Source organism: Lysinibacillus sp. NPDC093712 (assembly GCF_050280025.1).
Lineage (GTDB): Bacteria > Bacillota > Bacilli > Bacillales_A > Planococcaceae > Lysinibacillus.
The window spans coordinates 103,398-116,398 of the sequence record NZ_JBNNUU010000008.1; the positions used below are offsets into that span (position 1 = coordinate 103,398).

Here is a 13,001-nt window from a genome sequence, read left to right on the forward strand (position 1 = left end):
TTCTATTCCTGCTCTTGTATCCTACATCGGAACAAAGGAGAGAATAATAATATGGACAAAAAAAGATTACTCATGCTGGTGGAAATTGCAATTTTCGCAGCGGTAGGACTTGTACTCGATCAAGTTTCCTTTAAAGTATGGGCACAAGGTGGCTCGGTAAGCTTAGTAATGATACCTATCATCTTAATGGCATTTCGTTGGGGCCTCTTGTCAGGGCTCACAACCGGGCTATTGATTGGTGTTATGCAAACAATGTTTGGTGCTTATATTGTGCACTGGTTTCAAGGATTACTAGATTACGGGGTAGCATTTACCGTAGTAGGTTTAGCGGCAATCGTTCGTGAACCTGTATTAAAAGCGGCAACAGCTTTAAATAAAAAGAAAATGGCCGTTTATATTGTCATTGGTACGGTGTTAGCTGGATTCCTACGTTATCTTGCGCACACATTTGCAGGTGCAGTATTCTTTGCAGAATATGCTGGCGAGCAAAACGCATGGATTTATTCAATCATTTACAATGGAACATACATGCTTCCAGCAACAATTTTAACAGCAATTGTTGCTGTGCTATTATTTACAGCTGCGCCACAATTATTGCAGCGAAAATCTTAAACACTATAAGACTGTCCTAAAAGTGAAAATAGTATGCTAAGTGTTACTTAGTATGCTAATTTTTTTATAATCCAAGATCTCCACGTGATTTGGTCGCTATTTTTTAGTGGAAGAACTTCAAAAAAGGTCTGATTATTATTTGCATGGCACTTATGAAATAATGTTAGCATAGAATAATTAAAGCGTTTGGCGTTATGGACATATAAAGTTATGTTATATTAATGAATAGATATTAGATGAAAGGGACGTTAAAAATGATTGTAAAAACGCAAGAAGAAATTGAAGCCTTTAAAAAAATTGGTCGCATTTGTGCAGAAATTCGTGAGGCAATGAAGGCAGCTACAAAACCGGGTGTGACAACACTTGAATTAGATGAAATTGCAGGCCGCATGTTTGCTGAAGCAGGAGCTATTTCTGGTCCTAAAGGTGAATATGATTTCCCAGGATACACTTGTATTAGTGTCAATGAGGAAGTTGCCCATGGTATTCCAGGACAACGTGTTATACAAGAAGGGGATATTGTAAATATTGACGTATCCGGTTCACTGAATGGCTATTTTGCAGATACAGGTATTTCATTTGTAGTAGGGGAAGGTTACGAGGATAAAGAAAAACTTTGCCACGTAGCAAAAAGTGCCTTTGATCGCGCTATGACAAAAGTAAAAGCAGGTTCTAAATTAAACCAAATTGGGAAAGCTGTAGAGCGTGAAGCATATGCAAATGATTTAACTGTTATTATGAATTTAACAGGTCATGGATTAGGTCGTTCATTGCATGATGAGCCAAACCATATTTTAAATTATTACGATGCTTGGGATTCAACAATTATGAAAGAAGGTATGGTGCTAGCAGTTGAGCCGTTTATTTCTGCGAAAGCAGAACATATCGTTGAAGCTGGTGATGGTTGGACATTTGTTACGCCTGATAAATCATTAGTTGCCCAAATTGAGCATTCAATTATTGTTACAAAAGACAAACCAATCATTTTAACTTCGTTAGATGAAGCATAGAATAGCCAAGTGATAAACAAGGCTAAATGAAAAACCTGCTTACCGATTTATTTTCGGTGAGCAGGTTTTTTTTTGACAAATAGGATACCAACAAATAGGACGCCACATAAAAATAAAGCCGCTGTCGTCACAAGTAATTCATCAAGGCGATTATGGAATGCAATGCCAATATAGGCCCATATAAACACGCTAGGATAAACAATGTCGAAATGATAGTAGCGAATATGTAAGGCAATGGCTACACCGATTGACAGTAAAATAACTGCCCAAAGAGGGTTGCTAAGTCCAAAACCGTGCCATTCATAAGATGTTAGCGTAAAACTTGCATTTGTCATCATGATAAATGTAGACCAGGCAAAATAAATTGAAATGGGCAGACGGCCAGTTAAAGCATTATTTGTATGCGGGTAAGTATTGTAAAGGATAAACAAGTACAATACTAAAATTACGGAACAACAGAAAAATACGATGAATAATTCATAATGCCAAAATAAAATAGAGAGCGCCTGTAAAATGCATACATTGCTAAAGAGAACAGTCTGTTTAATAGATGTCTTTTGAAAATTCATAACTAACCAATATGCGAGTAAAATGTAAATTAATATCCATATCATATAACTAATATTAATAGGTGCAAACATTACGGGAAAACGATTTGAGATTTCTAACGAAGATTGACCATTTATTTTTATGAAATAGGATGAAAAGGTTAGGATGAGTGAGACAATAAAGGTTATTGTCATTAAAATAAGCTTAGGCAAGGATTCCTCTCCCTTCGTGTTAAATTGTATAGGGAAAAGACAAATAAGTATATGACTGTCACATAATATCTATTTTATTATAGCGGAAAACCCTTACAATGTATCATATGAATTTGCATTAAAAAATCTACATTTTACCATTTGGATATGCATCCAAATATTTCTTTAGTACAATAGAAATAACCAATTTGAAGGAGTGGAATTTTTATGGCTCAAAATCTTAAAAATCTTGACCTATCGATTGAACTAGATAAAAAATTATATAAAAAGAAATTAAAAGTACTTCAATATGAAATGTTAAATGCACAGCAATTTTTACTAAACAATAAAATTGGACTTATTCTAGTATTTGAAGGAATGGATGCTGCAGGTAAGGGTGGCGCTATTAAACGTCTAATTGAACGTGTAGACCCTCGAGGTTACATAGTCCATCCAATTTCAGCTCCACAGCCTCACGAACTACGCTATAACTATTTGCAACGCTTTTGGAGAAAGTTACCGCAACATGGACAAATCGCTATATTCGATCGTTCTTGGTATGGAAGAGTGCTAGTAGAGCGTATTGAAGGGTTTGCAAAAAAAGATGAATGGTCTCGTGCTTATGAAGAGATTAACAACTTTGAAAAGATTTTAACTGCTGGAGACTACATTATTATAAAATTTTGGTTACATGTGTCAGATGAAGAGCAGTTGAAGCGTTTTAATGAGCGAGCGCAGGATCCGTATAAATCATGGAAGTTAACGGATGAAGACTGGAGAAATCGTGAGAAAACACCTGATTATATAGAAGCGGCAAATGAAATGTTTGCAAAAACAGATAAGAAAAATGCTCCTTGGATTTTGGTGGCAGGAAACGATAAAAAACATGCACGAGTACAAGTGTTACAAGAAACACTTGCACATATTGAACGCGAGGCACAAAAAAGAGGTCTACATCTATCGAATGTTTTAGATAAGTCCCATATAGAAGACGCTGAATCATCTAGTATCGAATTACAAATACATTCTAAAAAACAAGCAAAAACAAGTAAATAAATTGACCGATGCTGTGATAACAAGACAAAACTGTTTTAGTTGTAGCAGCATCTTTTTTTACATACAATGAATATGTATTTACATTTATCGGAAGGCTTGTGGGGGAGAAATGGTGCTTAAAATTTGGAATTTATTAAGGAAAAAGGGTGGAAATGTGGTCTCGATTCAGGGGGGGAAATGCTACGTTCGCACATTCCAAGAAAAAGATGCACAAAGCTTAATGGGTCTTGTAAGTCGAAATAAATATTTTTGGTCTACATATGAGCCGTTACAGCGTCCTGAATACTATACAGTTGATGCACAATATAAAAAAATTCAAGAAAGTTTATATTTAATGAACTCAAAAAGGGAATATACATTTGGTATATATGAGCTAGGTACAAATAATTTAATAGGGCACATTTCGTTGTACGCTATTAAACGTTTACCGTATTCAAGTGCATTTGTGGGCTACGCAATGGATGAAATCTATGTTGGAAAAGGGATCGTTACAGAAGCTGTAGATTTAGTTGTCCAATTTGCCTTTGAACAAATAGGATTACATCGTGTGGAAGCTTATGTATCAACTGAAAATAACGCATCTATCCGCGTCTTAGAAAAATCAGGTTTTCAACGAGAAGGCTTGTTAAGAAAATTATTGTACATCAATGGCCAATGGGTAGATCACTATATGTATGCCCGCTTAGAGCCATCATGATAGATACGCTATAAGCTATTAAAAGTGCAAATGTGGCTGGGGTAAAAGAGATAAAGTGTTAGATTGACTGCAATCAATTTAACACTTTTTTTGCAATGCCGTTGTTGTCCGCTACGGCGGGCGCTTTCCGCGGGCACACCGTAAGCCACAACCCTCGCTACGCCCGGTTTGTTGCGTCTTACGTTTTGTGCGTTCCCGCAGGAGTCGCCACCTCCGCTACCAACAACTAGTGCTCACTCTTAATAAAAATTTAAAGTATTATCCCACCCACATTTTTTTGATGTTCATTTGGCATTGATAGTCATTTAACAGCTTCAAATGTTATGACTTGATTTCGATTTGTTGGATTTTGCTGATAGCAATAGTCTGCTGAAATAACGATATCCTTAAAACCAATTTGCATTAGCAGCCTTTTAAATTCATTGATTCCATACCATTTCAAAGTAAAAATTTCAAATTCACTGTCGATACATTTACCATCTTTCCATTTATCGTAGCGATGATGTGAAGTAGTCGTTTGATTAATGTGATTTACTTCAGATTGTGTTACTTGCAATGTAATTAATTCGCCTTGATTGTTTGTAAACGTTCGATAGTGTGAACTACCTTCACTAAAATCAGGTTGCAAAAATAGATCTACTATTAATCGCCCATTTGATTCTAGATGATGGTAAAAATTAGTTAGTATATGAAAAGCCTTGTCATCGTCTTCAATTAATAAAAATGTCCCTGCTGGGATAATAATTGCTTCATATTGTTGTTCAGACTGAAAGGTCTCCATATTGGCTAGAAAGATGTTTGCTTCTTTATTTACCATCTTTAAATTGTCTCGGCAGTACGTTAACATTTCTTCGGAAAGGTCGAAACCTTCAATTGCCAATCCTTGCTCAAGTAATGGAATTAAAATACGACCCGTTCCAACAGCTGGCTCTAAGATTTTTCCTTTCACATGTGAAAGTCTTTGGCTATAGTATTCAACATCTCCAAACGAACTGCCTATTGGTTTATCGAGATTATAAACTTCTGCTGAAATAGAATGATAAGTTTGCATATGTTCCTCCAACTAAATTATTAATTTTTCTATTTATAGTATTATTATACATATTTTAGTTAATTATTTTTAAAAAAACACAAGAAATATCATATAAAAGTAATAGATGCTACTTATAATTTTGTTAGGGTGGTGAAATAAATGGATGAACAGATACAATTTATGATTGAGTGGATTGAAGGTAAATTAAAAAATCAATTTTCATTAAATGAGCTTTCTAATTTTATGGGATACTCCCCGTACTATTGCTCTTTTAAATTTCACCAAGTAACAGGTATAAGTATTCGACGGTATATTCATCTTAGAAGGTTGTATTTATCTACAGAAGATTTGGCGAAAAACAGAAAGATAATTGACATCGCCTTTGACTACGATTATTCTTCGCAGGAAGCATATAGCAGAGCTTTTAAAACTATTTTTGGTATTAGTCCGAAAGAATATCAACTGAACAAGGTGCCTGTTCAGTCAATTGTTAAACTCACTCTGAATAATGACGGGGAATGGTATGGAATGAATATTAATCAAAAAGTTGAAGTAGAGCGGTTACAAAATACGAAAAGAGAGTTATTTGAGAGGGACGTACTTAACATTTTGAACGGACAAATGATGTATGAGGAATTTAAGAATAATAGACTAATGGGGGATTCCGATTACGCTCCATTTAATGAAGCTATGTGTGTAAACGCCACTACTAAACAAGTTTTTAATAAAGCGTTTATAAACAAACGAGCTGACGGACATCGTGATTCTGTAGAGAATTATATTAAGAAAGTAATTGCACCATTAGAGAGTCTTTTTAACAAAGAGTATAAATGTATCGTTTTATGGTTTGGTGAAGACATGTTTTGTCAAATGAACCTTCTTACTATACTGTCTTATCTTGAACAGTCAGGCTATGAGGGGAAAGTGTTTTTAAATAGTTTCAGGGAGGACGAGTTTAAAGTTAATCAAACTGAACTTCCATTAGGACATTATGATGCCGTATACAACGAAGTATTGGTCAACCACAATAAGCCGACTTACGACGTACTACCAGTAATGTATCAGGCAATCAACATATATTTAGATATGCTAAACGAAGATAATGCAGTAGTAAAATTTATTGCCAAAAATAAAGATGTGCCAACAACCGAATTATTGAAGCAATTATTTGCTCTATTTCCGACAGTCGGCTATGGTGATACACAATACGTAGAGCTTATAAATAAAATGAAATAGGGCTACAAAAAAATGTGTCTATCATTCGATTTTTCGATACGATAGACACATTTTTTTATGTTTGCCAATAGAACAGTGAACTACAAGAAGCTCAATTAATGTCGTATATTATTTGCTACCATCGTCGATTAAATCAAGTCGACCGGTATTTGGATCAATTACTAAACCATGAACAGGTACAGTTTGTACCATTAGTGGGTGATTACGAATCGTATCAACGCTTTTCTTAACGCTAGTCGCTACGTCGCCGAAACCACGTAAAAAGTCTTTTAAATCAATACCCGAGTATTCCATCATCTTGATCGTTTCTGGTTTGATACCTCGGTTAACCATTTTGCTAAGCATTGCATCTGGATCAACTGCGCTCATACCACAGTCATAATGTCCAACTACATAGACCTCATCAGCTTGTAGTTCATAAACAGCAACAAGTAAACTACGCATTACTGCACCAAATGGGTGACTTACTAAAGCACCAGCACTTTTTACAATTTTTACGTCGCCGTTTCTTAAGTTCATCGCTTTTGGTAATAGTTCTACAAGGCGAGTGTCCATACAAGATAAAACAACGATACGCTTATCTGGGTACTTAGTTGTAATAAAAGGCTCATATTTTTTTTCTTGAACGAAATCTTCATTAAACTTTAAAATATCTTTTAACATTGTCATGAAATTTTGCTCCCTTCCCTACAGAAATATTTTAGAGCAAAAATGTAAATATGCAAATAATAATAACAATATTCATGCAATTTTATGAAAAAAAAAGAAGTTTGCTTAGTTAATTAGCGGATCGTAGGGTACTATATGCAAAAAAACAGCTACGTAAAGTAGCTATTTCAGCTTGTCGACAAAAGGGACTAAGAATAGAAATCTAAATTAATCCCTTTTGTTATTTTAATTGTAAAAAAAGGGTTCTTACTATCGTCTTCTTCGAGAATCCTCTCTCTATGAAGCTGTTTGCCATGTCCAAGTAGCAATTATAGTAGACTGCTAGCAATACATATAAAGTTGATTGGAGGGTGGGCGACTCCTGCTCAGAACGCACAGTACATAAGACGCAACAGAACGCGCGTTAGCGAGGGGTGCGGCTTACGATGTGCCCGCGGAAAGCGCCCGCCCGTAGCGGAAATCAACGGCAGTAGTCATCCCCTATATTAGTTTTAAATAAAAAAAGACTGTAGACAAATTCGAAAAACTTCGAGTTTGTCTACAGTCTGAAACAGCTACGTAAAGTAGTTGTTTTTATATGATTAATATTTTTCTTTTGGTTGTGGGTCTATAGTTACTGAAGATTTAGAATCTAAACCAACTTGTAGGTAGTGGATGAAGAATCCTGTAGAAATTAATAATACGGCTGAAAAGCCAAGTACAGTTGTGATGAACATAATAAAAGCTCCTCTCTACTTAAATAATCTACTATAAGAACTATACTAATTATACAATAGGTTGCTAGGAAAATGTAAGGATAATTTATGACATCCATAAGATACCTATCCTAGAATAATATTTTTAGTACTGACTATTTTCTTAAAAGGCCCAGTTACCATTGCGGAAAATCGGTTCAATTTGACCATCAACTGCAATGCCATCAATATCCATATTAGCTGAGCCAATCATAAAGTCAACATGCGTTAAACTTTGATTCAGACCATTTTTTAGTAGTTCCTCTGAAGACATTTCTTTGCCGCCATCAATACAAAATGCATAGGCATTACCTATTGCTAAATGGTTAGAAGCGTTTTCATCGAATAATGTATTGTAAAATAATAACCCTGATTGCGAGATAGGTGATTGATGTGGAACAAGTGCTATTTCCCCAAGATAATGAGCACCTTCGTCTGTCGCTACAAGCGACGCTAAAATTTCTTGCCCCTGTTCAGCCTGTATATCGACAATACGGCCATCTTTAAAAGTTAATTTAAAGTTATCGATAATATTTCCGCCATAGCTTAAAGGCTTCGTACTTGATACATAGCCATTAGCACCTGTCTTTAGAGGTGCTGTGAAAACTTCCTCCGTTGGCATATTCGCCATAAATGTCTGTCCTTGTGTATTGACACTACTACCACCTGTCCATACATGTTTTTCTGGTAATTCAATCGTTAAGTCTGTTCCTGGAGCTGTATAACGAAGGGATTTGTATTGTTTCCCATTTAAGTAGTCAGCTTTGTTATGTAGCTGTAGATCGTGTGCTTCCCATGCACTTACAGGATATTCTTGGTCTGTGCGTGTTGCTGCAAAAATTGCTTCCCATAAGGCATCAACTTGTTGTTCTTCTGGTAGATGTGGGAATACTTTAGCTGCCCAAGGTTTAGAAGGAGCGGCGATAACTGTCCAGCTGAATTTGTCTGCCTGCATCATATTATAATAATTTACAAGTGCTTTACCTGAGGCTTTTTGGAAAGTCATAATTTTTTCGTGGTCTATATCCTTTAAAAGATCAGGATTTTGTGAAACGATACTTAAAAAGGCAGCACCTTGCTCAGCTAGCCATTCACGTTCTTGAATTTTCCATGGTGGGAAGAAATCAAATGAATCTTTTGGAGCTTTTTCATAGCGTGTACGAACAAGTTTATCATCCGATAAATCGACAAAAACCTGTTTTGCACCATTTTCATAGGCAATTTTAGTAATTATTTCTGCTAATTTTAAGTTGTCGGTCGAACAACTCATATAAAGGTATTGATTTTTCTGGATATTTACACCTATTTTCACAGCTAATTCGGCATATCTTAGTAATTTTGTGTTAAATGATAATAACAAATTCTTAACCCCTCTCCATTATAGACAATTTAGTGTATTATTCTTAATTCAATATAATCAAATATGGTCGAAATGTGAATAAAAAGCATTTATTTCATCGAAATATTAGTGAAATACATTTATACTATATAATATCATTATTTAAAATCTGGAAAATTGGACGAAAATAAGTAAGATAGAAGATTTGGAGGTTCTAAGATGGATTTATCGTCAGTAGTAGGGGTAATTTTAGCGTTTATCGCCCTGTTAACAGGGATGGTGTTAAAAGGTGTAAATTTAAGTGCCTTTTATAACCCAGCGGCTATTTTAATTATCATCTTCGGTACAATATCGGCTGTAACAATTGCCTTCCCTATGAAGGAGTTAAAGCGTGTACCAAAGCTGTTTAAAATTCTTTTTAAAGAAACTAAACTAGCGGATGATATTGAAATTATTAAAATGTTTTCACAATGGGCCGATTTAGCTCGCCGTGAAGGTTTGTTAGCGTTAGAAAGTAAGGCTTCAGAAATTGAAGACCCATTTTTAAAAAATGGTCTTACATTAGCAATTGACGGTCAAAACGCAGATTATATTCGTGACGTATTAACGGAAGAAGTAGAGGCGATGGAAGACCGACATACAAGTGGCGCAGCCATTTTTACACAAGCAGGTACATATGCCCCGACATTAGGGGTACTCGGTGCGGTAGTAGGCTTAATCGCAGCGTTAGCAGATATGAACGATATTGATAAGTTAGGACATGCCATTTCAGCTGCTTTCATGGCAACATTATTAGGTATCTTTACAGGTTACGTATTATGGCATCCATTTGCCAACAAGCTAAAACGTAAATCAGCAGTTGAAGTGAAGCAAAAACGTATGATGATTGAAGGAATCCTTTCAGTATTAGAAGGGGAAGCTCCACGTGTAATTGAACAAAAATTATCTTCTTATTTAACGATGGAAGAGCGTCGTCAAATTTCGGGTGAAAGCGGGGCGGGCGGCCTTGGCAAAGAAAGCTAAGAAAAAGAAGCATGAAGAGCATGTTGATGAGTCTTGGTTAGTACCGTATGCAGATATTTTAACGTTATTATTAGCGTTATTTATCGTACTTTTTGCATCCAGTTCAGTTGACCAAGAAAAGTTAGATCGTATGTCAGCAGTATTTAGTCAGGTATTTGATGGTGGTACGAGCTTTTTAGAACAGCCATCACCAATGCCAACACCTGATGCGAAAAATGACCAAACACCGCAACAGCCACAGCAAAACTCAGCGTATTTAAAGGATCAACAGGAGTTAGCTGAAATTAAAGATAGTGTAGATAATTTTATCGCAGTAAATGAGATGGAAGGTCAGTTCGCAACTGAAATGACTGATGAGGGATTGCTAGTAACAATTCGAGATAGCATCTTGTTCGATCCGGGGAGAGCAACTATTAAGCCGGAGTATAATACAATAGCTAAGGAACTTGCAGGCGTATTAGTATCCGATCCTGCTCGTAGTATTGTCATTACTGGTCATACCGATAACGTGCCTCAAACAGGTCCCGAATTTGCTTCGAACTGGGAATTATCGGTTATGCGTGCAGTGAACTTCTTGAAAATTTTAGTAGATAGTAACGCAAGTCTTGATCCGGTGTATTTTAGTGCAAAAGGATATGGTGAATATAAAGCCATCGCACCAAACAATACGGCTGAAGGTCGCGCAAAAAATCGTCGTGTGGAAGTGTTAATTCAACCACTTGTTGCCGAAGACGGTTCTGTAGTGAAAAACACACAGTAATAAAAGAAATGCTATTAGCGATAGACTCGTCGTCCTTGCTAATAGCTTTTTTAGTGCGCTGAACATTTATTTACGTAAAGAACCTAATTCGGCAACGATAGCCTGCATTTCACTCGGGCTAAATGTATCACGTTTCATAACCATTTCGTACAGATAGACTAAATCTTCATAATTTGCTTCATCAAAATTCTCAGATTTCATAGCATCTACATTTACCATGCGGAGCTTATCTTTCATTTGATCGACCATATAAATAACGTTTTCTTTTGACGGTACTGATAAATCCATTTAATTAAACCTACCTTTCATAATCCTAGCCAATATCATTTCATTGAATAAAAAAAATGTCAATACTGTAATTGGGCGTTGCTTTAAAAATGCACTGTTATTGGGTAGAATAAGGGCAGTAAGCTGTTTAGTTATTTTTAAAAATGGGAATACACATTAAACAAGCAGGGGGTAAATAAAATATGGGACAAAGTAAATTATTAGCATCTATCGTCGTAGGCGCAGCTGTAGGAGCTGCAATAAGTATGTTTGATCGTACTACACGAGAAAAAACAGTCGCTACAACAAAAAGAATGAAAGAAGCGGTATCTTATTACGCATCAAACCGAAGTGAACTGCAAGACCTAATTGAAGAAAAGGTGTTAGCAGCTAAAGTACTTTGCGATAGCGTATCAGAAAATGTCAACACAATCGCCGAGAAAGTTGATGAGTTTAAAGAATTGCCTTCTACAATTCAAGGGATGATTAGCGATACTAAATCAGCCTTCTCTTCGCCAGATAAAGAATAAGCTGTAGTAAAAGGAGGGGATTAAATGGAAAAGAGAAAAGCATCCATACATTCAACGATTGGTGAGGTTAAGTCGTTTTTCTCACCAAATGAAGATGCAGTAGATGTGATGACATCGAAGGGCTTTATCCAAGATTTGATGCTTCGCATACAACGCGTTGAAATTTCAGCTCTTGGGGCACAACTTGCTTATTTCTTTTTACTTTCTTTCTTCCCCCTATTAATTTTCCTTGTTACCCTATTGCCATATTTGAACTTAGAGACAACGCAAGTGTACTCGTTTTTAGTTAATCTAATGCCAGATGAAGTATATAGGCTTATTGAAAGTACATTAAATGAAGTATTAACAAATCGCAATAGTAGTTTATTATCCATCGGGGTACTAGGGACGATATGGTCTGCTTCAAAAGGAATAAATGCGTTAATAAGGGCTCTAAATAAAGCGTACGATACGGAAGGTAGAGTAGGTGTTGTAGATAGAGGGCTCTCACTTGTATTTACTATTGCTTTAGTTATTGTAATTGCAGTAGCTCTTCTATTACCTGTCTTTGGACAGCAAATTGGGCATTTTTTGTTTTCAATTGTTAGCATTGAAGATGAGTTTGAGTCTCTTTGGCGTAATATTCGCTGGTCAATGCCGCCATTACTTATTTTTTTAGTGTTGATGGCGATTTATTGGTTAGTACCGAATACAAGCCCACGATTGAAAATAATGGGTGTATGGCCAGGGGCAATATTTTCTACGCTTGCATGGCTCGTTGTGACATATGGTTTTTCTTTTTATATAAGTAACTTTGGAAACTATTCTGCTACATACGGTAGTATTGGTGGCGTTATTATTTTAATGCTATGGCTGTATTTTACAGGGATGATTTTAATTTTTGGTGGTGTGTTAAATGCCACAATGCAAAAAAGAGCCTTGCTAAAAGCTGAAGGTGCTATTAAATAACTTTAGAAAAAGGGTGGTCTCAGTTGGAGACCACCCTTCAGCCTTTTTACAGTGAACTGCCGTTGATTTTTGCGGGTATAATATCGGCTCCTAAAACGAAAAAATCCACTACGCTTTCCGCGGGCACGGCTTCAACTAATTTTTGCGGCCTCCGAGCAAAAATGGATTTTCAGCTCGTGCTGTTCCTGCAGGAGTGTCGCACCTTCCACTCCAATCAACTAGTAACGAGTACTGAATTATAAGCTTCTTCTCCTAGGGTGCAAAAAATTCTTGTGGAAATATAAACTCTCTTCCCCTTTTCCAAAGAAGTCTGCGTAAGGGGGAGGCCTTTATAGTAAAGACTTTTA

The 13,001-nt window shown here is 36.1% G+C and carries 15 protein-coding genes; 9 read left to right on the forward strand and 6 right to left on the reverse strand.

Annotated features, from left to right (window positions below; genetic code table 11):
* Positions 1 to 51 precede the first annotated feature (51 nt).
* Positions 52 to 612, forward strand: coding sequence for an energy-coupled thiamine transporter ThiT (gene thiT, locus ACQKNX_RS21455; RefSeq protein ID WP_427430593.1), 561 nt, complete (start codon positions 52 to 54; stop codon positions 610 to 612).
* A 254-nt stretch (positions 613 to 866) separates the two neighbouring features.
* Complete coding sequence (gene map, locus ACQKNX_RS21460; protein WP_427430594.1) at positions 867 to 1,622, forward strand: type I methionyl aminopeptidase; 756 nt, start codon at positions 867 to 869, stop codon at positions 1,620 to 1,622.
* 47 nt (positions 1,623 to 1,669) lie between these two features.
* Here map and ACQKNX_RS21465 read toward each other — a convergent pair whose 3' ends face one another.
* Entirely contained in the window at positions 1,670 to 2,383 is a 714-nt protein-coding gene (locus ACQKNX_RS21465; RefSeq protein WP_427430595.1) for a hypothetical protein, read from the reverse strand.
* Between the two features lie 207 nt (positions 2,384 to 2,590).
* Here ACQKNX_RS21465 and ACQKNX_RS21470 point away from each other — a divergent pair, with 207 nt between their 5' ends.
* The gene (locus ACQKNX_RS21470) at positions 2,591 to 3,418 is read left to right on the forward strand and encodes a polyphosphate kinase 2 family protein (protein ID WP_427430596.1); all 828 of its coding nucleotides are present in this window, start codon (positions 2,591 to 2,593) and stop codon (positions 3,416 to 3,418) included.
* Positions 3,419 to 3,527: 109 nt separating this feature from the next.
* On the forward strand, positions 3,528 to 4,115 hold the full coding sequence (locus tag ACQKNX_RS21475) for a GNAT family N-acetyltransferase (protein ID WP_427430597.1): 588 nt from the start codon (positions 3,528 to 3,530) through the stop codon (positions 4,113 to 4,115).
* A gap of 301 nt (positions 4,116 to 4,416) precedes the next feature.
* Here ACQKNX_RS21475 and ACQKNX_RS21480 read toward each other — a convergent pair whose 3' ends face one another.
* On the reverse strand, positions 4,417 to 5,166 hold the full coding sequence (locus ACQKNX_RS21480) for a class I SAM-dependent methyltransferase (protein WP_427430598.1): 750 nt from the start codon (positions 5,164 to 5,166) through the stop codon (positions 4,417 to 4,419).
* 141 nt (positions 5,167 to 5,307) lie between these two features.
* Between ACQKNX_RS21480 and ACQKNX_RS21485 the strand changes: the two genes are divergently transcribed.
* Positions 5,308 to 6,384: a helix-turn-helix domain-containing protein gene (locus ACQKNX_RS21485; protein ID WP_427430599.1), complete on the forward strand. Its 1,077-nt coding sequence runs from the start codon at positions 5,308 to 5,310 to the stop codon at positions 6,382 to 6,384.
* A 108-nt stretch (positions 6,385 to 6,492) separates the two neighbouring features.
* Here the strand turns inward: ACQKNX_RS21485 and ACQKNX_RS21490 are convergent, their stop codons facing one another.
* The 3 genes from ACQKNX_RS21490 to ACQKNX_RS21500 all read right to left on the reverse strand — a co-directional run bounded on the left by ACQKNX_RS21490 (position 6,493) and on the right by ACQKNX_RS21500 (position 9,147).
* The gene (locus tag ACQKNX_RS21490) at positions 6,493 to 7,053 is read right to left on the reverse strand and encodes a beta-class carbonic anhydrase (protein ID WP_173479585.1); all 561 of its coding nucleotides are present in this window, start codon (positions 7,051 to 7,053) and stop codon (positions 6,493 to 6,495) included.
* Positions 7,054 to 7,634: 581 nt separating this feature from the next.
* On the reverse strand, positions 7,635 to 7,769 hold the full coding sequence (locus ACQKNX_RS21495) for a hypothetical protein (protein WP_427430600.1): 135 nt from the start codon (positions 7,767 to 7,769) through the stop codon (positions 7,635 to 7,637).
* Between the two features lie 142 nt (positions 7,770 to 7,911).
* Complete coding sequence (locus tag ACQKNX_RS21500) at positions 7,912 to 9,147, reverse strand: aminopeptidase (RefSeq protein WP_427430601.1); 1,236 nt, start codon at positions 9,145 to 9,147, stop codon at positions 7,912 to 7,914.
* A gap of 198 nt (positions 9,148 to 9,345) precedes the next feature.
* Here ACQKNX_RS21500 and motA point away from each other — a divergent pair, with 198 nt between their 5' ends.
* A complete protein-coding gene (gene motA, locus ACQKNX_RS21505) occupies positions 9,346 to 10,149 on the forward strand; it encodes a flagellar motor stator protein MotA (protein WP_340822322.1) in 804 nt (267 codons plus the stop codon).
* A complete protein-coding gene (gene motB, locus ACQKNX_RS21510; RefSeq protein ID WP_427430602.1) occupies positions 10,133 to 10,909 on the forward strand; it encodes a flagellar motor protein MotB in 777 nt (258 codons plus the stop codon). Before motA ends, motB begins: the two co-directional genes overlap by 17 nt.
* 66 nt (positions 10,910 to 10,975) lie before the next feature.
* On the opposite strand, the gene ACQKNX_RS21515 is transcribed toward motB, so the two are convergent.
* Positions 10,976 to 11,197 carry a DUF1128 domain-containing protein gene (locus ACQKNX_RS21515; protein ID WP_340822324.1) on the reverse strand — a complete coding sequence of 74 codons (222 nt, stop codon included), beginning with the start codon at positions 11,195 to 11,197 and terminating at the stop codon, positions 10,976 to 10,978.
* A gap of 182 nt (positions 11,198 to 11,379) precedes the next feature.
* Between ACQKNX_RS21515 and ACQKNX_RS21520 the strand changes: the two genes are divergently transcribed.
* Together ACQKNX_RS21520 and ACQKNX_RS21525 are read left to right on the forward strand one after the other, a co-directional pair.
* Positions 11,380 to 11,706, forward strand: coding sequence for a YtxH domain-containing protein (locus ACQKNX_RS21520; RefSeq protein ID WP_427430603.1), 327 nt, complete (start codon positions 11,380 to 11,382; stop codon positions 11,704 to 11,706).
* A 24-nt stretch (positions 11,707 to 11,730) separates the two neighbouring features.
* Positions 11,731 to 12,654 carry a YihY/virulence factor BrkB family protein gene (locus ACQKNX_RS21525; protein WP_427430604.1) on the forward strand — a complete coding sequence of 308 codons (924 nt, stop codon included), beginning with the start codon at positions 11,731 to 11,733 and terminating at the stop codon, positions 12,652 to 12,654.
* Positions 12,655 to 13,001: the final 347 nt, after the last annotated feature.